Annotated in this window: 29 protein-coding genes; 10 read left to right on the forward strand and 19 right to left on the reverse strand. The window is 53.7% G+C overall.

Translation table 11 applies throughout. The features are described from left to right. Positions 1–649: 649 nt before the first annotated feature. From Q8A57_RS04910 to Q8A57_RS04920, 3 genes are all read left to right on the forward strand, one after another. Positions 650–1288 carry a glutathione S-transferase gene (locus Q8A57_RS04910; protein ID WP_305169871.1) on the forward strand — a complete coding sequence of 213 codons (639 nt, stop codon included), beginning with the start codon at positions 650–652 and terminating at the stop codon, positions 1286–1288. Positions 1289–1390: 102 nt separating this feature from the next. Continuing rightward, positions 1391–1960: a ferritin family protein gene (locus Q8A57_RS04915; protein ID WP_305169873.1), complete on the forward strand. Its 570-nt coding sequence runs from the start codon at positions 1391–1393 to the stop codon at positions 1958–1960. Positions 1961–1991: 31 nt separating this feature from the next. Beyond that, complete coding sequence (locus Q8A57_RS04920) at positions 1992–2867, forward strand: prenyltransferase (protein ID WP_305169874.1); 876 nt, start codon at positions 1992–1994, stop codon at positions 2865–2867. Here Q8A57_RS04920 and panB read toward each other — a convergent pair. The 7 genes from panB to dksA all read right to left on the reverse strand — a co-directional run bounded on the left by panB (position 2864) and on the right by dksA (position 9493). Beyond that, positions 2864–3652: a 3-methyl-2-oxobutanoate hydroxymethyltransferase gene (gene panB, locus Q8A57_RS04925; RefSeq protein ID WP_305169875.1), complete on the reverse strand. Its 789-nt coding sequence runs from the start codon at positions 3650–3652 to the stop codon at positions 2864–2866. The two genes, Q8A57_RS04920 and panB, sit on opposite strands and share 4 nt — an antisense overlap. A gap of 43 nt (positions 3653–3695) precedes the next feature. Further along, positions 3696–4379, reverse strand: a complete 684-nt coding sequence (locus Q8A57_RS04930) for a deoxynucleoside kinase (RefSeq protein WP_305169876.1) — start codon at positions 4377–4379, stop codon at positions 3696–3698. Beyond that, positions 4363–4872 carry a 2-amino-4-hydroxy-6-hydroxymethyldihydropteridine diphosphokinase gene (gene folK / locus Q8A57_RS04935; RefSeq protein WP_305169877.1) on the reverse strand — a complete coding sequence of 170 codons (510 nt, stop codon included), beginning with the start codon at positions 4870–4872 and terminating at the stop codon, positions 4363–4365. The genes Q8A57_RS04930 and folK overlap by 17 nt, the downstream gene beginning before the upstream one ends. Beyond that, the gene (pcnB, locus tag Q8A57_RS04940) at positions 4865–6226 is read right to left on the reverse strand and encodes a polynucleotide adenylyltransferase PcnB (RefSeq protein WP_305169878.1); all 1362 of its coding nucleotides are present in this window, start codon (positions 6224–6226) and stop codon (positions 4865–4867) included. The genes folK and pcnB overlap by 8 nt, the downstream gene beginning before the upstream one ends. Positions 6227–6629: 403 nt before the next feature. Then, positions 6630–7994 carry a sigma-54-dependent transcriptional regulator gene (locus Q8A57_RS04945; RefSeq protein ID WP_305169879.1) on the reverse strand — a complete coding sequence of 455 codons (1365 nt, stop codon included), beginning with the start codon at positions 7992–7994 and terminating at the stop codon, positions 6630–6632. A gap of 125 nt (positions 7995–8119) precedes the next feature. Next, positions 8120–9007, reverse strand: a complete 888-nt coding sequence (gene gluQRS / locus Q8A57_RS04950) for a tRNA glutamyl-Q(34) synthetase GluQRS (RefSeq protein WP_305169880.1) — start codon at positions 9005–9007, stop codon at positions 8120–8122. Positions 9008–9046: 39 nt separating this feature from the next. Next, positions 9047–9493: an RNA polymerase-binding protein DksA gene (dksA, locus tag Q8A57_RS04955; protein WP_305169881.1), complete on the reverse strand. Its 447-nt coding sequence runs from the start codon at positions 9491–9493 to the stop codon at positions 9047–9049. Between the two features lie 230 nt (positions 9494–9723). On the opposite strand from dksA, the gene Q8A57_RS04960 reads away from it, so the two are divergent. Both Q8A57_RS04960 and sfsA read left to right on the forward strand, forming a co-directional pair. Beyond that, positions 9724–10887 (forward strand): pyridoxal phosphate-dependent aminotransferase, encoded by a 1164-nt coding sequence (locus Q8A57_RS04960; protein WP_305169882.1) that lies wholly within the window; start codon positions 9724–9726, stop codon positions 10885–10887. Between the two features lie 7 nt (positions 10888–10894). Then, a complete protein-coding gene (gene sfsA, locus Q8A57_RS04965) occupies positions 10895–11599 on the forward strand; it encodes a DNA/RNA nuclease SfsA (protein ID WP_305169883.1) in 705 nt (234 codons plus the stop codon). Positions 11600–11612: 13 nt separating this feature from the next. Here sfsA and Q8A57_RS04970 read toward each other — a convergent pair whose 3' ends face one another. The 5 genes from Q8A57_RS04970 to Q8A57_RS04990 all read right to left on the reverse strand — a co-directional run bounded on the left by Q8A57_RS04970 (position 11613) and on the right by Q8A57_RS04990 (position 17697). Continuing rightward, entirely contained in the window at positions 11613–11798 is a 186-nt protein-coding gene (locus Q8A57_RS04970; RefSeq protein WP_305169884.1) for a hypothetical protein, read from the reverse strand. 83 nt (positions 11799–11881) lie between these two features. Further along, complete coding sequence (rep, locus tag Q8A57_RS04975) at positions 11882–13912, reverse strand: DNA helicase Rep (protein WP_305169885.1); 2031 nt, start codon at positions 13910–13912, stop codon at positions 11882–11884. 78 nt (positions 13913–13990) lie between these two features. Beyond that, on the reverse strand, positions 13991–15778 hold the full coding sequence (locus Q8A57_RS04980; protein WP_305169886.1) for a PHA/PHB synthase family protein: 1788 nt from the start codon (positions 15776–15778) through the stop codon (positions 13991–13993). Between the two features lie 92 nt (positions 15779–15870). After that, positions 15871–17364: a YifB family Mg chelatase-like AAA ATPase gene (locus Q8A57_RS04985; protein ID WP_305169887.1), complete on the reverse strand. Its 1494-nt coding sequence runs from the start codon at positions 17362–17364 to the stop codon at positions 15871–15873. A 75-nt stretch (positions 17365–17439) separates the two neighbouring features. After that, positions 17440–17697, reverse strand: a complete 258-nt coding sequence (locus Q8A57_RS04990; RefSeq protein WP_305169888.1) for an accessory factor UbiK family protein — start codon at positions 17695–17697, stop codon at positions 17440–17442. Positions 17698–17845: 148 nt separating this feature from the next. Here Q8A57_RS04990 and Q8A57_RS04995 point away from each other — a divergent pair, with 148 nt between their 5' ends. From Q8A57_RS04995 to glnK, 4 genes are all read left to right on the forward strand, one after another. Continuing rightward, positions 17846–18784, forward strand: coding sequence for a TorF family putative porin (locus tag Q8A57_RS04995; RefSeq protein ID WP_305169889.1), 939 nt, complete (start codon positions 17846–17848; stop codon positions 18782–18784). Positions 18785–18842: 58 nt separating this feature from the next. After that, positions 18843–19181: a P-II family nitrogen regulator gene (locus Q8A57_RS05000; RefSeq protein WP_305169890.1), complete on the forward strand. Its 339-nt coding sequence runs from the start codon at positions 18843–18845 to the stop codon at positions 19179–19181. A 20-nt stretch (positions 19182–19201) separates the two neighbouring features. Further along, entirely contained in the window at positions 19202–20458 is a 1257-nt protein-coding gene (locus Q8A57_RS05005) for an ammonium transporter (protein WP_305169891.1), read from the forward strand. A gap of 171 nt (positions 20459–20629) precedes the next feature. After that, positions 20630–20968, forward strand: a complete 339-nt coding sequence (gene glnK, locus Q8A57_RS05010) for a P-II family nitrogen regulator (RefSeq protein WP_305169892.1) — start codon at positions 20630–20632, stop codon at positions 20966–20968. A 14-nt stretch (positions 20969–20982) separates the two neighbouring features. Here glnK and Q8A57_RS05015 read toward each other — a convergent pair whose 3' ends face one another. The 7 genes from Q8A57_RS05015 to lptM form a co-directional block, all read right to left on the reverse strand. After that, positions 20983–21534, reverse strand: a complete 552-nt coding sequence (locus Q8A57_RS05015; protein ID WP_305169893.1) for a 2-thiouracil desulfurase family protein — start codon at positions 21532–21534, stop codon at positions 20983–20985. A 15-nt stretch (positions 21535–21549) separates the two neighbouring features. Then, a complete protein-coding gene (locus Q8A57_RS05020; RefSeq protein ID WP_305169894.1) occupies positions 21550–22260 on the reverse strand; it encodes an SIMPL domain-containing protein in 711 nt (236 codons plus the stop codon). A 114-nt stretch (positions 22261–22374) separates the two neighbouring features. After that, on the reverse strand, positions 22375–23289 hold the full coding sequence (gene xerC, locus Q8A57_RS05025; protein WP_305169895.1) for a tyrosine recombinase XerC: 915 nt from the start codon (positions 23287–23289) through the stop codon (positions 22375–22377). A 17-nt stretch (positions 23290–23306) separates the two neighbouring features. Beyond that, positions 23307–24002, reverse strand: a complete 696-nt coding sequence (locus Q8A57_RS05030; RefSeq protein WP_305169896.1) for a DUF484 family protein — start codon at positions 24000–24002, stop codon at positions 23307–23309. Next, positions 23999–24829, reverse strand: coding sequence for a diaminopimelate epimerase (dapF, locus tag Q8A57_RS05035; protein WP_305170153.1), 831 nt, complete (start codon positions 24827–24829; stop codon positions 23999–24001). The genes Q8A57_RS05030 and dapF overlap by 4 nt, the downstream gene beginning before the upstream one ends. Before the next feature lie 56 nt (positions 24830–24885). Further along, positions 24886–26136, reverse strand: coding sequence for a diaminopimelate decarboxylase (lysA, locus tag Q8A57_RS05040; protein WP_305169897.1), 1251 nt, complete (start codon positions 26134–26136; stop codon positions 24886–24888). A gap of 20 nt (positions 26137–26156) precedes the next feature. Beyond that, complete coding sequence (gene lptM, locus Q8A57_RS05045; RefSeq protein WP_305169898.1) at positions 26157–26309, reverse strand: LPS translocon maturation chaperone LptM; 153 nt, start codon at positions 26307–26309, stop codon at positions 26157–26159. Between the two features lie 119 nt (positions 26310–26428). On the opposite strand from lptM, the gene cyaY reads away from it, so the two are divergent. Continuing rightward, the gene (gene cyaY / locus Q8A57_RS05050; RefSeq protein ID WP_305169899.1) at positions 26429–26749 is read left to right on the forward strand and encodes an iron donor protein CyaY; all 321 of its coding nucleotides are present in this window, start codon (positions 26429–26431) and stop codon (positions 26747–26749) included. Positions 26750–26975: the final 226 nt, after the last annotated feature.

The following is a 26975-nucleotide window of genomic DNA, read 5'->3' on the forward strand; positions in this document are numbered from 1 at the left end:
ATAAATAAAAAAGATATGAACATGAAAAGGTTTGCGCTAGCCGATTTTGTGTCAGGGGTGTGGCAGTGGCGATTGATCAAAAGCTCCTCCTTATCTGTAGGTCTTGAATCCTGAATGGCTATATTGTTTCTTGTATTAAGAGGTTGTTACAAAATCAGTTCGTCGCCTCGGCTCTTATGGCTAGTTGTTATTTATGAAAATTGAGAGTTTTCCACCTTTATATGTTAAGGATCTTGCGGAAGTTCATGAGCTTCTTAGGCAAGGAAAAAATCGTATTTGTTGTTCCTGATAGACACAAAAAAACATTTGTTAATCATATTAAAAGAGTCAACAAATCTCATGATCTGTTAAGGAAAAAGAAGGGCATTCTATCACGTCTTTTCTGTACTTCTTATATTGTCTATTTGGGGGTGGTAAATACATTGATTTCTATGAAAAATAAAGAATTTGGCCACGCATTTTTGATTTATTTGACATCTTGGAAGTTTATTTCATTAATAGATGGGGAGGTGCTGGGCGATAATAAGGTCAGTATTATTTACAGGGGTAAGAGATTATAATTTTCTGATGAAAAAGGCTGAGAAGGTCGTAACGATTTTTTAGGCCAAGACTTATTTTCCTAATATCCCGTTAGCCTCATTGATATTTCATGTTCCCGATTCTCTATTCCTTCCGCCGCTGCCCCTACGCCATCCGCGCTCGAATGGCGCTGTGCTATGCCGAAATTCAGGTCGAACTGCGGGAGGTGCTGCTTAAGGACAAGCCCGCCGCGATGCTGGAAGCCTCGGCAAAAGGCACGGTGCCGGTGCTGGTGCTGGAAGACGGCACGGTGCTGGATGAAAGCTACGATGTGATGCGCTGGGCGTTGGCACAAAATGACCCCGACAGTTGGTTGGACGATTCGCTGGTGGAGCAGATTGACGAACTGGTGCGTCAGAATGATGTTGAGTTCAAACCGTGGCTGGACCGCTATAAGTATGCGGACCGCCATCCGGAATATTCTGCTGAGTACTACCGCAGCCAAGGCGATCTATTTTTGCAGATGCTGGAAACACGCTTGCAGCAACACGCCTACCTGCTGCGGGATACATTGTGTTTTGCCGACGTGGCGATCTTTCCCTTTGTCCGCCAGTTCGCCTTTGTGGACAAGGGCTGGTTCGACAGTGCGCCATACCCCAACTTGCAAGCGTGGCTGCAAAGGCTACTGCTTTCGGACCTGTTTTTGGCAGCGATGGCCAAGTATCCGGTGTGGAAAGAAGGTGATGTTCCGCAACTCTTCCCTGTCTAGGATCGGGAGTCGAAAAAGCACTTTTTCAATACGCTGTTACACGTTAACGTAACAGACCTGATTTAACCTTGTTCAAACCCAACCATTTTCCGGAGGAAAAAAATGGCCAAGGCAGACATTACGGAAGAGATGATTTTTCAATGCTTTGCGGCAGCGTGCCAATCTGACGATATGGCCAAAACGGCTGAATCGTTTGTGGACGTGGAGGAATACGAGAACCGGGTGATGTACCCGGAGTTTGCCCGCTGGGCGAGTTCTGCGGGCTATCCTGAACTCGCGACCCTGTTTCGAAAAGTGGCGGGCGAAGAAAAGCTGCACGCCGTGTGGCTGCGGGCGCTGTACAGTGATATTGGTGTGCCCCAGCGTGGCGAAGATACCCAGCGGGCTATCGATGCTCTGGAGACCATTCGTGCCAACTGCGATGAACTGATTGCCATGAACCCTGAAGGTGTGGTGGAGAAAGCACTGGAAGTGGCGATTCGCGTGGAAGAGCGTGAATACCGCGATATCTATCCCCGTTTCCGTGATCAGGCGCTGGCGGCTAATGATGCCGATACCGCCGAAGTTTACCAGAAGGTGATCGACTCTGAGCGCGAGCACGCGCTGTGGTTTGAGGCGGCCCTGGTTAACTTCCGTACCCAGCAGCAATCCCAGTCTCAGGTCTCAGTCTGATTCATTTTTGCCTTTCCGTAGGGTTCGCGCCTTGACGGTAGTCGTTGCGGACCCTTCTCCAACCCGGTGGTGGCAGGCGCTCAACCCTGCCATCTACCTGGTGTCCATTTTGCCCGGTGTGGCGGTGTGGTTGCTGGCGCAGGCGTCGGTCAATCACGAGGTGCTGTGGCCGGCGACTCTGGCTGTGGTGCTGTTGCAACATGGCATCAATCTGCTCAACGATGCCAAAGATTGGCAGTTGGGTGCCGATACCGAAAAGTATGATTCCTGGGTGCGCGCCCACGGTGGCAGTGTGCGCACAGCTTTCTATCATGGCGTGATCAGCCTGACCGTCGGCGGCGCTTTGGGGCTGCTGGTGCTGTTACTGTTTCAGCAGCTGTGGATTCTCGGGTTTGCCCTGCCCCTGGCGGTGTTGGGGGTGTTGTATAACGTCGGGAAGCGACCGCTTTCTTATAGCCCCGCCGGGGAGTGGGCTACGGCAGTCTGTTACGGCGGGGTATTCAGCGGGTTATGGTTTGTCAGTGGGCAACCGCCGGGCCTAATTGCATTGCTGGGTACCTTGGCATTTTCGGCGTTTGCCACGGCACTGCTGTTTTCCCACCAGCCGCCACAAATTGTAACGGACCGCCAGTCGGGCAAGCGCTCCTTCGCGGTGCGCCACGGCGCCGACAGCACCTATCGTGCTGCTTCGCTACTGTGGTCGTTGTCGCTGGGGCTATTGGTGCTGGGAAGTTGGCTGGGGCCGCAGGCGGTGACGCTTGCCAAGCCGCTTGCATTCTTATCGGCGCTGGCGATTGTCTATATCCAGCGAATTGGCCCCAACCCCAAACGCATGATGCTGTGCGCTGCACTGGTATTTCTGGTGGCAACAGGGAGTGTTCTCCTGTGGCCGCTGCTGTGGACCTAGAAGCCGTGTTCAGGTCCCGGGAATGAGCCGTCGCGGACCGCTGCGGCGTAGGCATTGAGGGCTCCTTCGAGACTGCCGGTTTCCGCCAGGAAGTTGCGTGAGAACTTCGGCACTTTAGGGGACAGGCCGAGCATGTCGTAAATTACCAGAACCTGGGCGTCGGTATCGGCACCGGCGCCGATGCCGATTACCGGCACGGACAATTCCTCTGAAATCTGTTTCGCCAGGGCGGCTGGTACGCACTCCAGCACCAGCAGGTCGATACCCGACTGCTCCAGCAATTTGGCATCCTTCAGCATCATTTCCGCAGCCTGTTCATCCCGGCCCTGAACCTTGTAGCCGCCCAGTTTGTTGACAGATTGTGGGGTCAGTCCCAGATGTCCGCATACCGGAATACCGCGTTCGGCAAGCAGGCAAACGGTGTGTTCGAGCCAGGCGCCACCTTCCAGTTTCACCATGTGCGCACCGGCCTGCATCAGCTCGGCAGCATTCATCATCGCTTGTTCTTCGCTGGCGTAGGCCATAAACGGCAGGTCGGCGATGATCAGGGACTTGCTGTTGCCGCGGCGCACGGCGCTGACATGGTAGGCCATGTCGTCCATGGTCACCGGTACGGTGCTGTCCTGACCCTGAATAACATTGCCCAGGGAATCCCCCACCAACACCACTTCGATACCGACTTGTTCGATCAAGCGGGAAAAGGAGGCGTCATAGGCGGTGATGACCGGAAACTTTTCTCCCCGGGATTTGAGGTCGCGCAGGGTGTGGATGGTGACAGTTTTCATGGACGAATCGGTTCCATTGGATGGCTCGGTACCCAGGAGGCGTTCAGAGGCTTGCCTGGGGGTTGTAGTAATGGCGCCCGGACTTGATGTTGAGCATGTAGCTCACCAGATTCTGGTAGTCCTCCTCATTACTGCTGAGATCGATGTCAGTGGCATTAACGATCAGCAGGGGGGCATCATCGTAATAATAGAAAAAACGTGTGTAAGCTTCGTTGAGTTGTTCCAGATAGCGGGCCTCAATGGACTGCTCGATCTCAATGCCGCGGCGCTGTATGCGTTCCAGCAACACCTCAGTGGGAGCTTGCAGGTAGATCACCAGATCGGGTTTTGGTGCGTCGATCGTGAGCTGCTGATATACCGTCTGATAGAGTTTGAGTTCGTCGTCGTCGAGGGTGACCTGGGCGAAAAGCTGGTCTTTATCGATAAGGAAGTCTGCCACCCGTACCTGTTGGAAGATATCCCCCTGGCGCAACTCCTGAATCTGTTTGGTGCGCTGGAACAGGAAGTGAAGTTGGGTGGGCAATGCACCGCTGCGGGGGTCTTCGTAAAAGCGTTCGAGAAACGGGTTCTGCTCGGCCTGTTCCAACAGGGTTTCGTAGTTGAAGCTGCTGGCCAGACGCTTGGCCAGTGTGGTTTTCCCCACGCCGATGGGACCTTCCACGGCAATGAAGCCCGGCAGCTTGTAATCCTCGAGAGCAAGATCCAGATCGTTAGCCAGTTGTTCCACAGAAATCTCCAGGCGAGAGGCGAACGATACCTTCAGATGGACAATTTTCCAAGCGCATTGCCAGGGTGTTGCCGTCCGGGAATCTCAGTTGAGCATTGATCTCCGCCAGCGGCAACAACACGAAATTTCTCTGGTATATACCCGGGTGAGGAATTTTTAATTCCGGAAGGTCAATGACCTGATCGCCGTAGAGCAAAATATCCAGATCCAACGTTCTCGGTCCCCAGTGGTGTTCCCGTACTCGTTGATGATCCTGCTCAATGGCCTGCAGTGCCTGTAACAGTTGGGTAGGGGGGAGGGTAGTGTTCAGTTGCGCCACGCCATTGAGGTAGTCGGGCTGGTCCTGTGGCCCCATGGGTGGTGTCTGGTACCAGCTGGATAAGGCGGACAGGGTGGTGTCTGGCAGATTGCTGAGGGCGAGGGAGGCGCGTTGCAATTGATCCAGTGGGTCGGCCAGGTTACTGCCGAGGCCAATATAGACCACTTCAGTCATGGTCGCCCTGGGGTGCGGAGGAACGTTTGCGCGGGCGGCGGCGACGGCGGCGCGATTTGGGTTGATCCAGGTTGCTGGTCATTTCCTCTTGCGTGTGTTCATTGGCTTCCTGGAAGCGGGTCCACCATTCACCCAGACCGGGCTCGATTTCTCCGGCGTCTTCGCGCAACAGCAGAAAGTCATAGCCGGCGCGGAAACGGTTGTTTTCCATCAGGCGGGATGCCTGGGTGCCGGCGCGGCGCGGCAGGCGCAGTTGCAGTTCCCAGATCTCCCTCATAGGCATGCTGAAGCGTCTCGGAATGGATATGCGCTGGCAGGCTCGGTGAACCACTTCGCCGGCCGCCTGTTGCAGGGCGTAGACGGGGGAGCTGTTACCGCTTTCAAAGGCCTTGCGTCTTTCCAGAACGGCAGGCCAGAGGATGGCGCCCAGCAGGAAAGCGGGTGTCACCCGTTTATCCGCACGAATGCGCTTGTCGGTATTGGTCATGGCCTGCTCGAGAAATTCGAGGTAATAGCCGGGGTCCTTTGACAGCGCTTCTTCCGTGGCGGGGAACAGCAGTTTGAACAGGCCGAACTCCCGCAGCAGCCGGAAGGTGGCCAGTGCATGGCCATGCATCAGCAGCTTTAGTACTTCATCAAATAGTCTGGCGGGAGGGATATCGGCGAGCAGGTGCCCGAGTTTGCCAATGGCTCGGGCGCTGTTTTCTTCGATCCTGAATCCCAGCTTGGCGGCAAAGCGGACAGCTCTGAGCATTCTCACCGGGTCTTCCCGGTAACGCTCTTCGGCGTTGCCGATAACGCGTATCAGCCGTTGCTGAATGTCACTCAGTCCATCGGCATAGTCAAAAACGCTGTTGTCCTGTGGGTGGTAATACAGGGCATTCATGGTGAAGTCACGGCGACAGGCATCTTCAGTTACCGAGCCAAAAATATTGTCTCTCAACAACAGACCCTTGGAAGAGCGTCGTGACTGATCACGTCCCTTGTGCTCTGCCGTGTGGCTGGCGCGGAATGTGGTGACCTCGATGACTTCTTTGCCCATGCGTACATGAACAATCTGGAAGCGTCTGCCAATGATACGCGCGCGGCGAAACAGTCGGTTGACCTCTTCAGGAGTGGCGTCAGTGGCGACATCAAAATCATTGGGTTGCATACCCAACAGGAGGTCGCGTACACAGCCGCCGACAAGGTAGGCTTCATAGCCATCGCTGACCAACTGCTCCACCACTTTTTTTGCACCGGAAGTGATTTGACGGGGGCTAATAGGGTGGTCGCCGGAGGGGATTGTATGGGGTTCCCCCGGGAGGATGGGTAGCGGGTCTTTGCGGAAGTAGCTGGCGATCTTTTTCAGCATTGGTGATGTGCTTAAACGGGAAAGACGCATTCTAGCACAGGGGGTGCGAAGGACGCTCCTGTTGACGATATTGGTGTCGAGACCCTGGCGATTGGCATTAAAAAAGGGAAGCCCGAAAGCTTCCCTTGTATCCCATAGGCTATAGGTCGACGGGTCTACCCCCCCTAATCAACCGGTTAGCAATCCATCCAATTGTTTATTTTTATTATTTATTTTTTTAATTATCAGCTGTTTTTATTGTACATGTGATAGAGCAGGAAGTGTGCCAAAAATAAAATTTATTTATCATACAATAAGTTAAATTTTTTTTGAGACGCAGATCACACTTTTTGGGCTAAAAGTGTTACCTATATACACGCATGGGTGCGGAGAAAAGTAACAAATTAGGTGACACTTTAGTGGGTTAGGCGTCTTTCTTGCGCGGGATACCCAGTTTTTGGCGGCGTTCCCAGAGGCACTTACGGCTGATGCCCAGCTTTTTGGCCAGCTCTGTTTCACTCATGGCTTCCTGGTGTTCGAGTACAAACCGGGTGAAATAGTCTTCCAGTGAGAGCCCTTCCGGGGGATCGATATTGGTCTGACGGAATGTATGGCTGCTGCGCTGTTCCAACTCCTCGTCAATCTCAACCAGCGACAGGTCAATGCCTAGCAGGTCGTGGGTGATCTGTTCGTTTTCGTCGCAGAGAATGGTGGCGCGTTCCAGGGAGTTCTCCAGCTCACGGATATTGCCTGGCCAGTGGTAGGTGGTGATTGCCTGAATGGCATCAGGGGCAAGTTTGAGATGGGGCTTTTTAAGTTTTTCACACTGCTTTTCCAGCAGCATATCGGCAATCTCCAGAACGTCCTTACCGCGTTCTCGCAACGGGGGCAGGTCGAGATTGACAACATTGATGCGGTAAAAAAGGTCTTCCCGGAAGCTGCCCTGTTCGCAGAGCTTTTTCAGGTTGCGGTGGGTTGCCGCGACCAGTCGTACATCCACCTTGTGTGACTTCACTGAACCGATAGGGCGAACTTCTTTTTCCTGTAGAACGCGCAGTAGCCTCGCTTGGGCTTCGAGGGGAAGTTCTCCAATCTCGTCTAGAAACAGAGTGCCGCCATCCGCCGCCGTGACCAGGCCCTTGCGGGCTGAGGATGCGCCGGTGAATGCGCCTTTTTCATGGCCAAATAGTTCCGCTTCGATAAGTGTTTCGGGAATGGCTGCACAGTTGACGCAGATAAGCTGGCGACGGTAGCGATTGCTTTCGTTGTGTATGGCGCTGGCGGCAAGTTCCTTACCGGTGCCGGTTTCGCCATGAATCAGTACCGTGGCATCGGTCTGCGCCACTTTCTGAATAATATTAAACACGGACTTCATCGCGGCACTGGAGCCGATCATGCCTCTTCCGGACAGGTCCGGTGCCTTGAGAGAATGAGCTGGCTTGGGGTTGTCCAGAATTCGCCGCACGGCATCAAGCAGTTCCTTGGAATCGAAGGGCTTTGGAATAAAGTCCACGGCGCCCATACGCATGGTTTCCACGGCGGACTTGAGGCTTGCATAGCTGGTCATGATCAGCACTGGCACATCGCCGGCTAGCTGGATCAGGTCGGTGCCGGGGGCACCCGGAAGTCGCAAGTCGCTGATGATTAGCGAGAAGTCTGTCAGATCGTATTTGTCGAGTGCATCCTGGATGCTGTTGGCCTCGCTGGTTTCAAAGAGCTGGCCGTTAAGCAGTTTCTTGATAGAGCTTCGAATGCTGTCTTCGTCTTCGACAATCAGGATGGAATCCATGAAACGCCTGCCGCAAAGGGGAATGTTCGTGCCGTTGTTAGTGTTACCTTGTTGTTACCTGGATGCAAGCCCGGGGAATAACTTGCTGGTAGCACACCTCCCTGTGACAGGGGCAATTGTAGACTTTATGGTGCCAGCTGCTGGATGAGGCCCGGAACGGCCTTGCGATCCCAGTGGGGTATGGCCCAGGTGATCAGTTCGCCCGGTGTTGCCTGTTGCAGGGCTTGAGGCGGAGTCATCCCCAGCCATTGCATGGCGACCCAGAGATTAAGTGTGGGAGTGGTTCTTTCAACAGGGGGGGCCATGTTCTGTTTGCTGAGTTTGTTACCTGCAGTATCCACGGCAACAGGTAGGTGGCCATACTGAGGTGAAGCGACACCCAGCAGTTGCTGCAGGTAGATCTGTCGTGCTGTGGAATCCAGCAGGTCGCTGCCGCGTATGACGTGGTTTACGCCCTGAAAGGCATCGTCCAGTACCACCGCTAACTGATAGGCGAATAAGCCGTCTTTACGGTGCAACACAAAGTCACCGACTTCCTGTTTGATGTGCTGGTGCTGCTGGCCCTGGAAAAGGTCGGTATAGGTGATTTCGCTCTCGTCGGCCACGGCCAGGCGCAATGCATGGGGCTTATCCGGGTTACCGGTGTAGGTGCAGCGGCGGGGGTGAAGACCACCTCGTTCCTTCAGTTGCTGGCGACTGCAATGACAGCGATAGATTAAGCCATCAGCCTCGAGCTGCTTTAACGTCTCCCGATAGGCATCACTGCGTGTGCTCTGGAAAAGTACCTTGCTATCCCAGTGCAGGGCATGAATTTCCAATTGCTGGAGAATCAGATCTGCGGCACCTGCCATTTCCCGTGGGGGGTCGATATCTTCCATGCGCAGCAGCCATTGCCCGTGGTAATGCCGGGCATCGAGATAGCTGGCGACAGCAGTAGCCAGGGAGCCAAAATGCAGGGGGCCGGTGGGTGAAGGCGCGAAGCGTCCGATATAGGGCGTTGCAGGGGATACCATGCGAGGGGATTGGAAGCGGCAGTGCCGCTTCCTTCAGGATCAGCCGCCGGTGAGCTGTTTTTCCTTGATTTCGTCGAGGGTTTTACAGTCCACGCACAGGTTGGCTGTAGGGCGTGCTTCGAGTCGACGAATACCGATTTCGATACCGCACTGATCGCAGAAACCATAGTCGTCGTTTTCGATACGCTCCATGGTGCTGTCAATTTTCTTGATCAGTTTACGTTCGCGATCCCTGGTGCGCAGTTCAAGGCTAAATTCTTCTTCTTGTGTCGCCCGGTCAGCTGGATCAGGGAAGTTGGCAGCCTCATCTTTCATATGAGAGACGGTGCGGTCCACTTCTTCCATGAGTTCTCTTTTCCAGGCCAGCAGAATTTGTTTGAAATGCTCACGCTGGTTCTCATTCATGTACTCCTCACTCTTTTTCTCCTTATAGGGAGAAAAGCCGTGAAGGGAAGCAACGGTGGCAGTTTCTGCTTTTTTTGGCATCTTTTTCAGTCTCGGTGAGTTACGAGACCCGCGTTTATAGTGCCAGCGGAGAAATTTTTCAAGTAAAAACGTGCTTTTTTGATTAGTGGTGTCAGTGTAAGGTCAAATCACCCGACCCGGTGGGCCTTTGGCGGGGGTTGGGCGCTGTAGGCTTTGTCCGGCATTCAGGACATAATGCCGTGCCATAGCCTTGCTTGAGAATGGCATTCCCTGATCATGATGGAGCTGCAGTGACGAAACTGGCCAACCGCACCCGCAACCTCACCTCCTTTAAAGTGGTGGATTTTCTAGAGGCGGCACAGTCTCTTGAAGCGCAGGGGCGGGATATTATTCACATGGAAATTGGCGAGCCGCGGTTTGAAACCGCTGCGCCAATTCTCGAAGCCGCCAGGGTGGCTATGACGGAGGGGCGCACGGGTTATACCCCTTCCTGTGGGATTCCCGAGCTGCGTCAGGCCATTGCCGATTTCTACGCAGAACAGTACGAGGTCGCGATTGATGCTCGCCGCGTGATTGTTACTACCGGCAGCAGTGCGGCGCTGGGTATGGTCTGTGAGCTATTGCTGAATCCCGGCGACGGGTTGTTACTGGCCGACCCGGGCTATCCCTGTAATGCCAATTTTGTGAGACGCCTGGATGCCGAGCCGCAGTTGGTGCCGGTGGGGCCGGATGAGAATTACCAGCTCAGTGCCGCCAGTGTGGAGGAATACTGGCGCCCCAATTCGGTGGCCGCTATGGTGGCTTCTCCGAGTAACCCAACCGGTACCGTGATAGATCAACAGCAACTGGCGGAGCTTTATCGTCAGGTGAAGGCGCAACAGGGGATCTTGATCGTTGATGAGATCTACCATGGTCTGACCTATAGTGATGTGCCATTGAGCTCAGCACTGTCTGTGGCCGACGACCTGTTTGTCATTAACAGCTTTTCCAAGTACTTCGGCATGACCGGCTGGCGGCTTGGCTGGATGGTCGTCCCCGAGCCAGTGATCGATACCCTGACCGTGATGGCGCAGAATTTTTATATCGCCAGCCCCAGTATTGCCCAGTATGCCGCGCTGGCCGCATTTCAACCGGACACTCGAGAGATTCTTGAGCAACGGCGTCAGGCCTTCCAGGCGCGTCGTGATTTTTTACTGCCGGCCCTGCGAGAACTGGGGTTTCGTATTGATCGTGTGCCTGAGGGTGCCTTTTATCTTTATGCCGATGTCTCCACCTTTACTGATGATTGCGAGGCGTTCTGCTGGCAGTTGCTTCGTGAGCACGGCATTGCCTGCACGCCGGGGACTGACTTTGGGCATCACAAGGCCCGCCAACATATTCGCTTTGCCTATACGGAATCATTGCCGCGGCTGGAGGTGGCAGTAGATCGTTTGCGACGGGCGTTAAAAGGATAAAGAAGTTATGAAGATAGAGCCGCCACTGGAGCAGGCAATATTGCTGAAGCGCTATAAGCGCTTTCTTGCGGACATCCGCTTAGCAAATGGTGAAGAGATGACCATTCATTGTCCCAACACCGGTTCCATGAAGAACTGCTGGGCACCGGAAACTCCATGTTGGTTTTCCCGTTCCAATGACCCGAAACGCAAGTTGCCCGGTACTCTGGAAATTACCAGCACACCGGATGGATTTCTTGCCGGGGTGAACACCGGGCGGCCCAACAAGCTGGTGCGTGAAGCCATTGAGAGTGGGGTGATCGCCGAGTTGCAGGAGTACAGTGAAATTCGCCCTGAGGTGAAGTACGGGGATGAGAACAGCCGTATCGACCTGTTGTTGATCGACGGCGAGCGGCGCTGCTACGTGGAAGTGAAAAATACTACCTTGGGTGTTGGAGATGGGCGCGTACTATTTCCGGATGCAGTCACAACTCGGGGAGCCAAACACCTGCGGGAGTTGATGGCGATGGTGGAGCAGGGGCACCGGGCCGTACTGGTCTTCTGTGTACAACACAGCGGTGCGCAATCGGTGGGGCCAGCGGATGAGATTGATCCGGTGTACGGGCAGACTTTACGGGAAGCGATGGATGCCGGTGTGGAAGTGCTGGCCTATGGTTGTGATCTTTCTGCAGAGGAGATCAGCCTGAGGTCGGCCCTGCCATTTTATTTATAGCAGGGTTGACCCTTTAGCTATTTTGGCTGATGCCCAATGATGAGGTCAGTTCAGCGGCTTCTTGCAATAAACCGCTGTAGGCCTGCGCAACGAATTGATGAGGGAGAAAAATCCCATTTCCGTTGATGTCGGCAAACAGGGTTTTAATACAGTCTGCGCATTCGCTTTCGTCGGCGTTTTCGAGTTCAGGCCTGGACATGGCCAGGACGCTTACTCGATCAGCCGCAGTGAGAATAGCGCAGTAATTAGAAAGTTTGTTTTTCAGCAGGTTGCTAAGCTCGATTAAGCAAACAGGCCTTTCAAGGCATCCAGAGATTCCCGGCCTTTCTTTTTACCGACTTCCGGATCGCTATTACCCATACCCTCTGTTTCCAGATCTTCCTGGGGTAGCTCGTCGAGAAAACGGCTTGGCGTGGTTTCCGAGACTTCCCCGAACAATTTACGCCGTGCCGCCATGGTCATGGTCAGGGTCAAGCGCGCGCGGGTGATACCGACATAGGCAAGGCGCCGCTCCTCTTCAATATTCTCTTCGTCAATGCTGTTTCGGTGTGGGAGTATCCCCTCTTCCATGCCAATCAGAAATACGTGGGGAAATTCCAGGCCTTTTGCCGCATGTAGTGTCATTAGTTGCACTTTGTCATCGGCGGAGTCCTCTTCCTGGCGGTCGAGGAGGTCTCGCAGAATCAGTTTGGCAATGGCATCTTCCACGGCGGTGTCGCCACTGCCTTCTTCTCCCGGAATATCCAAGTCATCCTTAAGCAACAGCTGTTTGATTTGTGCTACCAGGAAGTGAACATTTTCCATGCGCTTTTCGGCCACTGCTGAGCTGCTGGCGTTCTGATGCAGCCATCCCTCGTAATCGATGTCGTCGATCATCTCCTTTATCGCCGCCACAGGGTCGCCGTTGCTGCATTGGCGCGCCACCTGTTCTATCCAGTGGCGGAAACGCTGTAGGCGTTCCAGGTGTTGTGGCGACAGTTGGGACTGAAACCCCACCTCGTCAATGGCTTCCATCAGGGGGATTTCCCTCTGGTTCGCATAGGTGCCCAGCTTTTCCAGTGTGCTGGTCCCGATCTGGCGACGAGGGGTGTTAATAATGCGCAGGAAAGCGTTGTCGTCGGCACTGTTCACCATCAGCCTCAGGTAGGCCATGATGTCTTTGATTTCCGTGCGGGCATAAAACGAAGTGCCGCCACTGAGGTGGTAAGGAACTCCCTGAGCCTGGAGTTTCAATTCCAGTAATCGAGCCTGGTGATTGCCACGGTAGAGTACGGCGAAGTCACGGTAGTGGCAGCTTTTTCGCAGGCGCAGGTTGATAATTTCATTCACCACCCGCTCCGTTTCCGCATCTTCGTTATCGGTGCGAATCAGCCGCAGTGGATCCCCAGGTCCCAGTTCGCTCCACAGAGCCTTGCTGAACAGGTGGGGGTTATTGTCGATCAGGCGGTTGGCCGCTCGCAGAATACGCCCGGTGGAACGATAATTCTGTTCCAGTTTGATCACATGAAGTTCCGGGAAGTCATCCTGCAGCTGTTGCAAGTTTTCAGGTCGGGCACCACGCCAGGCATAGATGGACTGGTCATCATCGCCGACCACGGTCAGAGAGCGGCGAGTGCCCACCAGAAGTTTTACCAGTTGGTACTGGGCAAAGTTGGTGTCCTGGTATTCGTCCACCAGTAGGTAGCGAATCCGGTTCTGCCATTTTTCCAGAGTCTCTGGAGACCGTTGGAACAGCAGCGTAGGGATAAGAATCAGGTCGTCAAAATCCACGGCGTTATAGGCGCGCAGTGCTTCCGTGTAGCGCTTGTAGACCAAGGCCATGGCCTGCTCGCCGCCACTGCCGGCTTTTGAGAGTGCGTCTTCCGGTGTCTGTAAATCATTCTTCCACTGGGATATTTGGTGTTGCATCAGGTCAAGGTGATCTGAATCCAGGTCGGAGCTCTTGACCATCAACTCACGCAGCAGTGTTTTCCCGTCTTCGGCATCAAAAATGGAAAACCCCGGTTTGTATCCCAGCTGTCTGATTTCTCGACGGATAATATTCAGGCCGAGGTTGTGGAAAGTGGAAACTGTCAGGCCGCTGGCTTCATTACCCTTGACCAGCTTGCCTGCGCGTTCCTTCATTTCCCTGGCGGCCTTGTTGGTAAAGGTCACCGCGGCAATATGACGGGCGCTGATGCCGCATTGCTGGATCAGGTAGGCAATTTTCTGGGTGATCACACTGGTTTTACCGCTGCCCGCACCGGCCAGTACCAGCAAGGGCCCGTCAATGTATTTAACGGCAGCGCGTTGTTGTGGATTCAGCGTCGTCAAAGCTGGTCAGCCAATGGTGAGTTTGTCGGGCGGCGGATTGTAGCAACCGGGCATCAGAATGCCAGTGCTTGAGTGGCATTATCCAAACACGTATTTTCCCGGCGCCGGCCACAACACGTTGTAACCCTGATCAGGTGCGCCGATGGGGGGTGGTGCCACTTCTTCACTGCACTGCTGGTCGAGCCACAGGTCAAGCACAGGCCACCAGGAGCCGGTGTGTGTTTCCTGCGATGCCACCCAGCTGTCGGGGTCGATGTACTTGTCGGTGGACTCCCGAAACGCCACCTGGTAAGTGCGCCGGGGGTGTTCCGGGCCACAGGCGATACCGGCGTTGTGGCCGCCGCTGGTGAGCAGGAAGGTGATATCACTGCGTGCGATGTGATGTATTTTGTAAACAGATACCCAGGGTGCAACGTGATCGGCGGTAGTGCCGACTACAAAAAACGGCACGCGAACATCCTGAATAGCAATGGGCTTGTCATCGATCAGGAATTTGCATTGCGTCAGGCGGTTTTCCACGAAGAGTTCATGCAGGTAGCGGCTGTGCATGGCTGCGGGCATTCGGGTGCCATCGGCATTCCAGGCCATCAGTGGAATGGGTTTTGACTCCCGGCCCATGTAGTAGCGTTCCACGGCGGGATTCCAGATCATGTCCTGGGCTCGCAGTGCTTTAAAGGCACCGCCCATACTGGCTGCTTCAAGGTAGCCGTCGGTCCACATCATGCTGTCAAGGAATGCCAGCTGGCTGGCGCCGAGGAAGCGAGTAATCTCTCCGGCTTCGGTGAAATCCACCTGTGCTGCCAACAGGGTGACGCTGTTCAGGCTGTCGTCGTCTTCTCTGGCCAAATAAGCCGCGCCAATGGAAAGCAGGGTACCGCCGATGCAATACCCCATGGTGTTGATTTTAGTGTCGGGAACCACGGCTTTGACGGCATCTAGAGCTGCGAGAAAACCGTGTTTAAGGTAATCATCCAGGTCCAGCTCGCGGTCGTCCTTGTCAGGGTTTTTCCAGGAGATCATAAATACAGTTTTGCCCTGGCCAACCAGATAATTCACCATGGAATTTTCCGGCAGCAGGTCGAGAATGTAGTATTTCATGATCCAGGCGGGGACGATCAGCAGTGGCTCTTTTGCGACTGTTTCTGTTGCCGGGCTGTACTGGATGACCTCAATAAGGTGGTTTTGATAAATCACCTGGCCCGGGGTGACCCCGAGGTTCTCGCCCACCTTGTAGTCGCCCATATCCGGGCGATCATCTTTGAGCAGTTTTTTCTGGATATCCCGCTGCATGTTGCCAATGCCTTCCAGCAGGTTCTTTCCTTTGTTATCCCAGGTGACCTTGAGTACCTCGGGGTTGGTGGGCAAGAAGTTGGAAGGAGAGGCGATATCAAGCAACTGCTCGTTCATGAAATTGACCAGCTCGACATTGAGTCGATCCATGCCGGGCACTTCGGTATCGGCTTCCCGCAACCATTCCATTACCAGGCCGTGACTCCTGGCCATCATGTTGAAGGGTAATTTCTTCCACAGCTCATGTTTGAACAGGGAGGAAGAGCGGGGCAGGGGTTCCTCGGAACGTTCCGCCAGCTGACGTGCAGTTGATGTGGTCAGATACAGCACTTTTTCCGCGAAGCTCTGTAAAAGCTGTACCCGGCGCGCCGGGGAGATGGACAGGTGTGCCAGCCAGTCCGTATAGGCGAGGATCATCTGTATGGGCGATAGTCCCTTGGCGCTTTTGCCGATGATGGCGCGGAGGCGGGTATCAACTTTGTTAACGGTGTCATCGTTCAGGCGGGGTATTTCAGCGATCAGGTTGTCGAGCTCATCGATCACCTTGGAGATGGTTCTGTCCGGTTTTTCGGCCACGTATTGATCCTCAGTTTGTGTGGACTTTACCACTGGCCACGTGTCATTTTCGTGGCAATGTCATCAAGATTGCCACTGTGACGTGGTAGAAATCAATGACTGAATTTGTAGCGGTAGCTAAGTGCTTCACTGAGGTGAGTGACCTCTATGGTTTCGCTCGATTCCAGGTCGGCAATAGTTCTGGCCACTTTCAGGACGCGATGGATGGCTCGTGCGGAAAGATCCATTCGCTCGCTGGCCCGTTGGAGCAACTGTTTTTGATCAGCTTGCAATGGACAGTACCGCTGGAGCTGCTGACTGCTCAGTTGGCTGTTAAGCACATTGTTTCGTTGCCTCTGTTTGTCTCTGGCCAGTGTGACCCGTTGTCTCACCACGTCACTGCGTTCACTTTCCGGGTTGCCCTGCATGAGCTCCTTGCTAGGCAGGGCCGGCACATCTACCTGAAGGTCTACGCGGTCCAGTAATGGTCCGGAAATTTTTTCCCGGTAACGGCGCACCTGGTCCGGGGTGCAGCGACAGCGTTCGCTTCCCTGATAACCACAGGGGCAGGGATTCATGGCGGCAACCAGTTGAAATCTGGCCGGGTAGCGGGTTTGCGCCTGTACTCTGGAGATCATGATTTCCCCCGACTGCAGGGGCTCACGCAGTACTTCCAGCACTTTGCGGGGAAATTCCGGAAGTTCGTCCAGGAACAGAACGCCGTGATGGGCCAGAGAAATTTCCCCTGGCCTGGGCACACTGCCACCTCCAACCAGCGCGGTAGCCGAGGCCGTGTGGTGGGGTGAGCGAAAGGGGGGTTGTGACAGAGCACTGCGAAGTCCCAGGCCGGCCACAGAGTGGATGGCTGCAACTTCCAGCAGCTCGTCTGCCGAGAGCGGTGGCAGGATGCTGGGCAGGCGTGAAGCCAGCATGGTTTTACCGGTACCCGGTGGGCCCTTAAATAGCAGGTTGTGTCCACCGGCTGCAGCAATTTCCAGAGCGCGTTTGGCCTGATGCTGGCCGACAATATCGCTGATATCCCCTGCAGGAACGTCGATTGATCCCGGGATGCTCGTCGTACTGGGTACTAGAGGTTGCTTGCCGTTGAGGTGCGCACAAACCTCCAGTAAATGTTGAGCACCGTAGACAACCGTATTCTTGCTGAGTGCTGCCTCGCTGGCATTGCCTATGGGTGCGATCAGGCTTTTTCCGGCTCTGGCGCAGGCAAGGGCGGTGGGCAGCACTCCGTCAATAGAGCGCAGTTCGCCGGAAAGCGCCAGTTCGCCAATGACCTCAGTGTCAGCGAGTTGCTCTGCTGGCAATTGTTCTGAGGCTGCGAGAATGCCTAAAGCTATGGCGAGATCAAAGCGCCCACCTTCCTTGGGGAGGTCGGCAGGTGCCAGATTGATCGTGATGCGTCGGGCTGGAAATTCAAAGTGGGAGTTCAAAAGGGCGCTGCGGACACGGTCCTTGCTTTCCCTCACTGCGGTCTCGGGCATACCGACAATGGTCAGCCCGGGTAAACCGTTGGACAGGTGGACCTCAATGGTAACTGATGGTGCATCAACGCCGATTTTTGCCCGGCTGTGAACAATGGCCAGTGCCATGACTACCCTCCTTGGTAGTGCTCTCTAGCGGTGCGTCATAGCCTGCGATTTTCTCCTTCGCCGGACGATGACGGGTTAGTTTTGCTGATTTTCCAGGCGCGCTTCCAGCTCAGCCAGCAGTTTTTCCATCTGTTCAATTTTTTCGCGACTACGCGCGAGCACAGCGCGCTGGGCATCAAACTCGTCCCTGGTCACCAGGTCCAGTTTGTCAAATGTGGCCTGTGCCGCCGCCTTGATTTTCTGCTGAGCTTCCTTCCCCAGTACGTCTGCGCCCGGGGATATCACGGCATTTAACTGCTGCAGGAACTGATGGAGTAACTGGTCTGGCTTCACAACGTTTATTCCATGGTGATAAGTGCTGCCTATTTTAGTGGCTTTGTCGAGGCTGTACAGGATGGGATACGGAAAAGCTTGCGAAAACAGATATCGCGTTATTTTGGTGCTTCTCTGTGCCCGATTACAAAATTAATGCACCACATGTGTGCAGAAAAAGTTTTTTCTGCTGATTTTAGTGTCTTTTCGGGCGGTAGATTGTTGGCACGCCAAATGCATTAACCCTTGGCGTGCGACCTTAAATCCTATCGCACCACTGAATTTATTTAATTATTTGCTGTTGTTTATATTTTTGGAGAAGCATATGAACACTTTTAAAAAATCACTGATTGCAACCTCTATTGCGCTGACCATGCCTTTGGCTGCCAATGTTGCACAGGCTTTTGAAACTTCCGCTAACGTTACTTTGACCACCGACTATAAGTTCCGTGGTATTTCTCAATCAGATACTGCCCCTGCTATTCAAGGCGGTTTTGATGTGGGCTTTGAGAGCGGCTTCTACGCAGGGATCTGGTCTTCAACAGTTGATTTCGATACCAATGACGGATCTGATTATGCAGATGCGAGCATGGAGCTGGATTACTACGCAGGTTTTGCTGGTGATTTAACTGATAGCCTCAGCTATGACGTTGGCTACATCTACTACGATTACCCGACTTCTAATGCTGTAGATGCCGGTTTCGGTAACCGTGACCTGGACTATCAAGAGTTCTACGCGAGCCTGTCCTTCAGTGACCTGACAGTCGGTTTTGCATACTCCGATGATTACTGGTGGGAAACAGGTGAGTTCTACTACGTGTATGCTGATTATGGCTTCGAACTGCCCGCTGGTGTTGGCCTGGGTTTCCACATCGGTTACAACGATTTCGAATTCGATTCTGATGACAGTGATGCAGAAGATGCTTCTGAAGCATTCTTGGGCGATGGCGAAGACAGCTACACCGATTTCTCTATTACTCTCAGCAAGTCTTATGTTGGTCTTGATTTCGCGCTGAGCTGGGTCGATACCTCTCTGGACGATGATGAATGCTGGGGCACTGACTGGTGTGACAGCTCTGTTGTTTTCTCTGTCAGCAAAAGCATGTAATTGACCGTCGGCACCCTGTCAGCAGGCAGGGTGCCGTTTTTTCCTAAGGAGCAATGCGATGAAAATGATTACAGCAGTAGTCAAGCCCTTCAAGCTCGATGATGTGCGTGAAGCACTGGCTGCCATCGGCGTGCAGGGCGTGACCGTCACAGAAGTCAAAGGCTTTGGTCGTCAGAAAGGGCACACAGAACTCTATCGCGGTGCCGAATATGTTGTGGACTTTCTGCCCAAGGTAAAACTGGAACTGGCCCTTGCGGATGAAATGGTCGATAGCGCCATCGAGGCGATTACCACGGCTGCCCAGACCGGCAAGATTGGCGATGGCAAAATATTCATTTCGGATTTGCAAGACGTAATTCGAATCCGTACCGGTGAAACCGGTGCCGAAGCGGTTTAACGAGACGGGAGACTACAACAATGAGTCCTGAGATAATTGAAGTCAAATACGCGCTGGATACGTTTTACTTTCTGATATCCGGTGTACTAGTGATGTGGATGGCAGCAGGTTTTGCCATGCTGGAAGCGGGCCTGGTTCGCGCCAAAAACACCACTGAAATTCTAACCAAGAATGTCGCGCTGTTTGCGATCGCCTGTACCATGTACCTGCTGATGGGTTACACCATCATGTACGGAGGCAGTGAAGGTGGCATTCTGCCTGATGCCTGGTTTGGTAACGCTATTGCTAATGCTACAGCAGAAGAAGTGCTTGCCAGCAACGGTGATACCTATTACTCCGGTGCTTCAGATTTCTTCTTCCAGGTAGTATTTGTGGCAACGGCCATGTCTATCGTATCTGGTGCAGTTGCTGAGCGGATGAAGCTGTGGGCATTCCTGGCCTTTGCCGTTGTGATGACTGGCTTCATCTACCCAATGCAGGGTATGTGGAAATGGGGCGGTGGCTTCCTTGACGCTGCGGGCTTCCAGGATTTCGCCGGTTCCGGTGTAGTTCATATGTGTGGTGCGGCCGCAGCACTTGCTGGCGTACTGCTGCTTGGACCTCGTAAGGGTAAATACACTGCTGACGGTCGTATCAATGCGATTCCTGGTGCCAATATGCCTCTGGCTGCTATCGGTATGTTCATTCTGTGGATGGGCTGGTTCGGTTTCAACGGCGGTTCGGAGCTGAAAGTTTCTGATATCGGTGAAGCTAACGCGGTTGCTGACGTATTCGTCAACACCAACGCTGCGGCGTGTGGCGGCTTGATTGCTGCTCTGATTGTGGCTCACCTGGTGTTTGGCAAGGCGGATTTGACCATGGCTGTGAACGGCGCATTGGCTGGTCTGGTTGCGATCACTGCTGAACCTCTGAACTGGGGTGGTATCGGTGCAACAGTTATCGGTGCTGTTGGCGGTGTGATAGTTGTCTTCGCTGTTATCACTATGGACAAGATGAAAATCGATGACCCGGTTGGTGCTATCTCCGTACACGGTGTTGTCGGTATCTGGGGCCTCCTCGCGGTTTGCTTGTCAGGCAATGAAGACGCCACGCTGATTGGTCAGTTGACCGGTATCGGTGTGATCTTTGTCTGGACTTTTGTGACCAGCCTGATTGTCTGGGCGATCATCAAAGCCACCATGGGTATCCGTGTTGGTGAGCAGGAAGAGTACGAAGGTGTGGATATGTCTGAATGTGGCATTGAAGCCTATCCTGAGTTCGCTGGAAGCGGTAAGTAAGCCTGTTCTCGGTTGCAGGGGGTTGGCCGCATGGTCAATCCCCTGTTTTTTTGCCTGTAAGAGACCTCCACAACCTGTTAGTGACGTTCCCAAAAGGTGCAATTTTCAAAAGGAAGGTGTATCTTTTTCCGCTATCCCAATAACAACGAAAAGAGAGCAAGGTAAACTCCTATGAAGCTTATTACCGCCATTGTTAAACCCTTTAAACTGGATGATGTCCGTGAGGCGCTGGCCGAGGTGGGTATCCAGGGTATTACAGTTACCGAAGTAAAAGGTTTTGGCCGCCAGAAAGGCCATACAGAACTGTATCGCGGCGCAGAATATGTTGTGGATTTTCTACCCAAGGTTAAGTTGGAAATTGCTGTAGAAGATGGCCATGCAGAAACTGTGGTGGACGCGATCACCAAATCTGCCCAGACCGGCAAGATCGGTGATGGCAAAATCTTTATTTCAGAGCTTGAGCAGGTAATCCGTATCCGTACCGGTGAAACCGGCAGTGACGCGGTTTAAGTAGTTGCCGGAGCTTAACGTTCACTCAATGCATAGCATTCTTCAAGGAACGCCCGGCACTTCTCTACAGAATCCAGATCAGATTCTTCAATAATCAATAGTCCGGGGCAGGCCTTTTTCAGGTCGCTGACCAGAAGGCCATCACCGTCCCGGCTTATTGATCCAGTCTCATCGTGAACGGGCGTTGACCCTGAACCGCAACTGGGTGAGCGGGACTTGACGATATAAGCACACAATTCCTGTGCCTGTTTTAAGGCAAACCCTTTTGTCCCCTCTTTAAGCGCTGATGTGACATCCAGTTCAGGTGTTTCCACGCCAATTGCGGAGATCGCCCCCTCCGATGTTTCCACCAGCCTGATGGGCGGTCTTGGTATTCCTAGCCCGGCATCAGCTTCAGGGCAGAAAACCTGTAGGTCAAGCCATGGTCCAAGTTCTCGCATAATCAGATCGTGATATTTGTGTCCGGCATCGTAGCGCACCGCATGGCCTGCCAGGCAGGCACTGATACCCACTTTGGGTTGGTACTCACGGTGTGGGGTCATATGTATGGCAGAGAGATCGGTCATGGTAATACTTTATTGTTATGGGTTAATGATCAGGTCAAAGACCACCTGGATATTGTCGCTGTAGGTCAGCTCATCCGGCAGATAAGTACCGGGTCTGGATGATGCGGCGCGCAACATCTGTGCCGACTCCATACCATCCTGCATTTTTGACGCATACATGGGCGTATTGCGGTGGTAATCAATGCGCACGATAGGCCCCAGTTCTGCGCCGTAGGCTTTTGCCAGGGCGGCGGCTTTCAGTTTTGAATCCTCAATCGCCTGCTGGTGTGCCTTCATGCGGTATTCCTCCGCAAGGCTGCTCTCATAGCGAATGTTATCGATGCCTTCCAGCTTTTGCGCCAAAGCTTGATCCATCACGTGGGTCAGTTGGTCAAGCTTGTGCAGGGTGACAGACAGGGTTCTGATGGCTTCATAGCCACTGAAATGACGGCTACCGTTGCTGTGTTCGTAGCGGGGATAGACGCGCAATGTTGAGGCAATGACATCCTTGCGATCAATGGACATGGATTGCAGTTGGTCGAGAAAATTGTTGAAGCGATCATCCACTTCCTGCTTGGCATCCTGTCCGGATTTGCGGGTTGCGCGAATGCTCAGATCGATAATGGCCGTATCGGCACTGGCCTTGATTTCGCCGTATCCATTAGTAGAGATAAGGCGGCGGTTATCATCATCGGCAAGACAGGATATTGAAAAAAGAGCCAGGGTAATAATCAGTAATTGGCGCACGAGGTACTCCGTGTAGGGGTGCAAAGCAACTACGGTTAGAGTCCCCAGCGTGGAAAAAGTTTTGTAAAAATTACTTAAATTGCCATGTAAACAATAAAGGCAAAAGAGAACCGTTTACTCCGGATCGCTTTTGCGTTTAGCGCGGGGATGGGCCTGGTCGTAAATTTTCGAGAGGTGTTGGAAATCCAGATGGGTATAGATCTGAGTGGTGGACAAATTGGCATGTCCCAGTAGTTCCTGGATGGCGCGGAGGTCTCCGCTGGACTCGAGCAGATGGCTGGCAAATGAGTGGCGCAGCATGTGAGGGTGAACCTTGCCCTGCATGCCCTGCTGTAAACTGATCAGGCGCAGGCGCTCCTGCACTGTGCGCGGTGCAATGCGTTTGCCGCGGGCTGAGATGAAAACTGCTTCCTGATCCGCATCTGACTGATTTTCCTGGCGGCGTTTCAGCCACTGCCGCAATGCCTTGATGGCGTGGCTTCCAATGGGCACCTGTCTGGTTTTACTTCCTTTACCGGTGACCCTGACTACCTGGTCAGCGAAGTCGATATCCACCAGGTTCAGAGAAATCAGTTCGGAAAGACGCAATCCAGAGGAGTAGAACAGCTCGATGATGGCGTGGTCCCGGCAGTCTATCCAGCTATCACCTGGTGTGCTGACAAATTGGTTGGCTTGATCAACATCCAGTGTTCGAGGCAGTTTTTTTGGCGATTTGGGTGCGTTAAGGCCGGCACAGGGGTTGGTTTTGACCCATTGTTGTTTCAGTGCGTAGTTAAAAAAAGTTCGCAATGATGACAGCCACCTCTGCAGGCTGCGCCCACCGAGACCCTGGCGGTGGAGTTCGGAGAGGCAGAGGCGGATATGCTGGCTATTCAGTCGGGACAGATCGGACAGTTGCTGCCGCTGACACCAGTCAGCAAGTTTTTGCAGATCGCGGCCATAGCTCTGCACGGTATAGGGTGACAGTCGGCGCTCGCTACGCAGGTGTTCTTCAAACCGGGCCAGCTGCTCAGGAAGTGTGCTGCCCATGGAGTCGTACTCAGCCTTTAGCGATCCAGCCGGGGAATGACCCGGCTCAGGACCTCGGCAATATAACTGAGAAACAGTGTGCCCATGCTGCTGCGATAGTAGTTGGGATCACTGTGGGCGATAGCGAGGAAGCCAAAAGGGCTACCCTGTATGAGTGGCACTGCTGCAACGGATCCCACATCGCCGGCGGCATCGCCAAACAGGAAAGACAGTTCATCAGTACCCAAAACCCCGCAGATGATGCGGCTGTTGCGCAGCAGCGTACCAATCTGGGATTTGGCATCTTCGTGGCTGACAATCCGCGTGTGGGGGGATGGCAGCCCCTGGGCCTGATCTGCAAATAGCAGAACACTGTGGAATTCGACCTGGAAATCACTGGCCAGACTCGTAGAAACCGCCTCGAGCACGGCTTGCCGGTCGCCGGCTTCCAGCAGGGTGAGAATCAGGCGCTTCGTCTTTTCAAACAGCTTGTCATTGACCTTGGCGGAGTCGAGCATGCCATTCAGACGTTGCCGCATTTCCAGATTGCGTTCACGCAGTACTGCAATCTGACGTTCCACCAGGGAAACCGCCGCTCCACTTTCGTGGGGAAGACTGATCATTTCCAGTAGTTCGGGATGGTCTTCAAAAAAATCGGGGTGCTGCTGCAGATAGGCTTTGACCTGTTCGGTATCCAGATCGGCCATTGCCGGCGCTTGTTGTTCTGTTGTCATATTCTTATCCGCCCGTGAAACACCGTGGTGGCGCTTCCTGTCATGATGACCGGCTCTCCTTCGCCGGACCAGCTCACTTCCAGGCTCCCTCCCGGCAGGTTTACGGTTACCGTTGAGTCTATCAGGTCTTGCAACTGACCGGCTACCGCTGCTGCGCAGGCACCGGTGCCGCAGGCCAGGGTTTCCCCAGCGCCGCGTTCGTAGACACGCAGGTTGATTTCATGGCGATTGAGTACTTCCATGAAACCGACATTGACCCGGTTGGGGAATAGGGCGTGACCTTCGAGCGCCGGGCCCAGTGTGTCTACCGGTGCTGTCGCTGTACTTTCCACGTTGAGCACCACGTGGGGGTTACCCATGGAAACGGCACCGACCAGCAATTGTTGTCCAAGCACTTCAATGGGGTAGCGGGTTTGCCTGTGATCGGCCAGAAACGGTATTTTCTCTGGCTCCAGAACCGGCACTCCCATATTCACCTCAATCAGATTGTTGCGGCGAACATGCAGGGTGATGATACCTGAAGCCGTTTCCACCCGAATATCGCTTTTACCGGTGAGGTGGCGATCGCGAACAAATTTGGCGAAACAGCGTGCGCCGTTGCCGCACTGTTCCACCTCGCTGCCGTCCTGATTGAAAATACGGTAGCGGAAATCTACGTCATGGGTTGTGGGTGGCTCCACCAGCAGGATCTGATCACAGCCAATGCCAAAGCGCCGATCACCCAGCTTGCGTGCCAGCTCAGGGGTCATAGTGACACCCTGGGAAACGCCATCGATCACAACGAAGTCGTTACCCAGTCCATGCATTTTAGTAAAACGTAATAGCATGCCGTTTTGATTGTGTCGCCGAGTGTTCATTTTGCCTGCCTGACAGTCCTTGTCGTTTATACAGGAAGAATGGTTTCGCCGCGAATCAAATCCGCAAGACTCTCCCGTTGGCGTACTTCATAAGCCTGATCGCCATCCACCATGATTTCGGCGGCACGACCCCGGCTGTTGTAATTCGAACTCATGGTAAACCCGTAGGCACCCGAAGAGCCGACACAGAGCAGGTCGTTGGGTTCAATGGCCAGCGCCCGATCCTTGCCGAGGAAATCCCCGGTTTCGCACACCGGGCCGACGATGTCCCAGTGTCGTGAGTTCCCTTCTTCCCTCGGGATCACGGGATCAATGCTCAACCAGGCCTGATACAGAGCTGGTCGTATCATGTCGTTCATGGCGGCATCGACGATGGCAAAATTCTTTTCATCCCCCGGTTTTAAATACTGCACCCGGGTGAGGAGCACGCCGGCATTGGCGGCAATGGAACGGCCCGGTTCCAGCACCAGTGTCAGGTCACGATCGCCCAGCTCCCGGCGCAAGGCAGCAATATATTCTGCAGGGTGAGGGGGTTGCTCGTTCTGGTAACGAACGCCCAGCCCACCGCCCAGATCCAGATGTTGCAATGCAATGCCTCTGGCTGAGAGCTCATCAACCAATGCCAGCACCCGTTGCAACGCATCAATAAAGGGTGAGGTGTCAGTCAACTGCGAACCGATATGGCAGTCGACTCCGACGATATTGATGTTGGGCAGCTCGCTGGCCCGTGAGTAGACATCGGGTGCTCGATGAATATCGATACCAAATTTATTTTCTTTCAACCCGGTGGATATATAGGGGTGGGTTTTGGCATCCACATCAGGATTCACTCTAAGTGAGATATTGGCAACGGTGCCACATTCACCTGCCACTTCATTCAGCACTTCAAGTTCTGCCTCGGATTCGACATTAAAGCAGTGAATACCAGCTTCCAGAGCGCGCGCCATTTCATGGGGTAATTTCCCGACACCGGAAAAAATGACTTTACTAGCATCACCACCAGCAGCCAGTACTCGCTCCAGTTCTCCAACGGAGACGATGTCAAAACCGGCGCCAAGCCTGGCCAGAATATTCAGTACCCCAATATTGGAATTGGCTTTGACGGCATAACAGACAAGATGCGGGTAATCGTTCAGGGCTTCGCTGTAGGCCCTGAAGTGTTCCGTGAGCGCGGCACGGCTGTAGACATAAGTTGGCGTGCCATAGCGTTCGGCAATAGCAGTCAACGATACCTTTTCGGCAAACAGTTCGCCGTCACGGTAGGAGAAATGAGTCATGTTAGATGTCTTGTTGGCAATCAGGATGGTTCGGTATCTGTAGGTGTTTCCACCTCAGCGGGAATTTCCTCAACCGGTTCGGGCGGCAGATACAGAGGCCCCTTGTTACCGCATCCAGTCAGACCAATGAGAGACAGCGCTACCAACAGCACCAATGCAAAAAATTGTTGCATGGAAAAACCCGTAATTTGAATGATGACAAGCCCGCGAGTATACCGGCTGTAGTTGGTTGCACTCAATCGCGTATACTCTGGGAATCACTTTTCTATGCTATCTCGGAGTTGTTTTCATCGTGAATGAAACAGAGTTCAGCGACCTGGCCGATGATCTGATGCTGTTGATCGAAGAGTCGCTCGATAATTGTGGTGTCGATATTGATTATGAAACCTCTGCCGGAGTTATGACGTTGACCATCGAGGCCGACGATTCAAAGGTTATTATTTCCCGTCAGCCGGCCATGTCGCAGATCTGGGTGGCGGCAAAGTCCGGCGGTTATCATTTCAACTTCGATGGTGTTTCATGGCAGTGCTCCACAACCGGCGAGACCCTGCCAGAATTGCTAAGTCGTGTCTGCAGTGAGCAGGCTGGCGAGGCGGTGGAACTGAACTTCTAGGACAGATCCACGGCATCAGCTTTGGCCGGGAAAGCAGGGTTCAGGCCGGCACCTGCATGCCCCGCCAGGTCACAATTTTGTCTTCCTCGTTAAGGCCAATCTCCATGTAGCAGCCGGTAGATCAGTGGTTACAGGTGGTGTATTTCCACTCCTTCACTTTTTTGCCGTAATGACAATGGGCTTCCGGTACTTGCATCCAACTGGCGTGGCACTTTCTCGGTTCAGT

It is taken from the genome of Porticoccus litoralis, assembly GCF_030676955.1.
GTDB classification, from domain to species: domain Bacteria; phylum Pseudomonadota; class Gammaproteobacteria; order Pseudomonadales; family Porticoccaceae; genus Porticoccus; species Porticoccus litoralis.

Coding starts and splice junctions, on each gene's coding strand:
- Q8A57_RS04910 (WP_305169871.1), top strand. CDS start 650: ATGTTCCCGATTCTCTATTCCTTCCGCCGCTGCCCCTACGCCATCCGC.
- Q8A57_RS04915 (WP_305169873.1), top strand. CDS start 1,391: ATGGCCAAGGCAGACATTACGGAAGAGATGATTTTTCAATGCTTTGCG.
- panB (WP_305169875.1), bottom strand. CDS start 3,652: ATGAAAACTGTCACCATCCACACCCTGCGCGACCTCAAATCCCGGGGA.
- folK (WP_305169877.1), bottom strand. CDS start 4,872: ATGACTGAAGTGGTCTATATTGGCCTCGGCAGTAACCTGGCCGACCCA.
- pcnB (WP_305169878.1), bottom strand. CDS start 6,226: ATGCTGAAAAAGATCGCCAGCTACTTCCGCAAAGACCCGCTACCCATC.
- Q8A57_RS04945 (WP_305169879.1), bottom strand. CDS start 7,994: ATGGATTCCATCCTGATTGTCGAAGACGAAGACAGCATTCGAAGCTCT.
- gluQRS (WP_305169880.1), bottom strand. CDS start 9,007: ATGGTATCCCCTGCAACGCCCTATATCGGACGCTTCGCGCCTTCACCC.
- dksA (WP_305169881.1), bottom strand. CDS start 9,493: ATGCCAAAAAAAGCAGAAACTGCCACCGTTGCTTCCCTTCACGGCTTT.
- sfsA (WP_305169883.1), top strand. CDS start 10,895: ATGAAGATAGAGCCGCCACTGGAGCAGGCAATATTGCTGAAGCGCTAT.
- Q8A57_RS04970 (WP_305169884.1), bottom strand. CDS start 11,798: ATGTCCAGGCCTGAACTCGAAAACGCCGACGAAAGCGAATGCGCAGAC.
- Q8A57_RS04985 (WP_305169887.1), bottom strand. CDS start 17,364: ATGGCACTGGCCATTGTTCACAGCCGGGCAAAAATCGGCGTTGATGCA.
- Q8A57_RS05000 (WP_305169890.1), top strand. CDS start 18,843: ATGAAAATGATTACAGCAGTAGTCAAGCCCTTCAAGCTCGATGATGTG.
- Q8A57_RS05005 (WP_305169891.1), top strand. CDS start 19,202: ATGAGTCCTGAGATAATTGAAGTCAAATACGCGCTGGATACGTTTTAC.
- glnK (WP_305169892.1), top strand. CDS start 20,630: ATGAAGCTTATTACCGCCATTGTTAAACCCTTTAAACTGGATGATGTC.
- Q8A57_RS05015 (WP_305169893.1), bottom strand. CDS start 21,534: ATGACCGATCTCTCTGCCATACATATGACCCCACACCGTGAGTACCAA.
- xerC (WP_305169895.1), bottom strand. CDS start 23,289: ATGGGCAGCACACTTCCTGAGCAGCTGGCCCGGTTTGAAGAACACCTG.
- Q8A57_RS05030 (WP_305169896.1), bottom strand. CDS start 24,002: ATGACAACAGAACAACAAGCGCCGGCAATGGCCGATCTGGATACCGAA.
- dapF (WP_305170153.1), bottom strand. CDS start 24,829: ATGCTATTACGTTTTACTAAAATGCATGGACTGGGTAACGACTTCGTT.
- lysA (WP_305169897.1), bottom strand. CDS start 26,136: ATGACTCATTTCTCCTACCGTGACGGCGAACTGTTTGCCGAAAAGGTA.
- lptM (WP_305169898.1), bottom strand. CDS start 26,309: ATGCAACAATTTTTTGCATTGGTGCTGTTGGTAGCGCTGTCTCTCATT.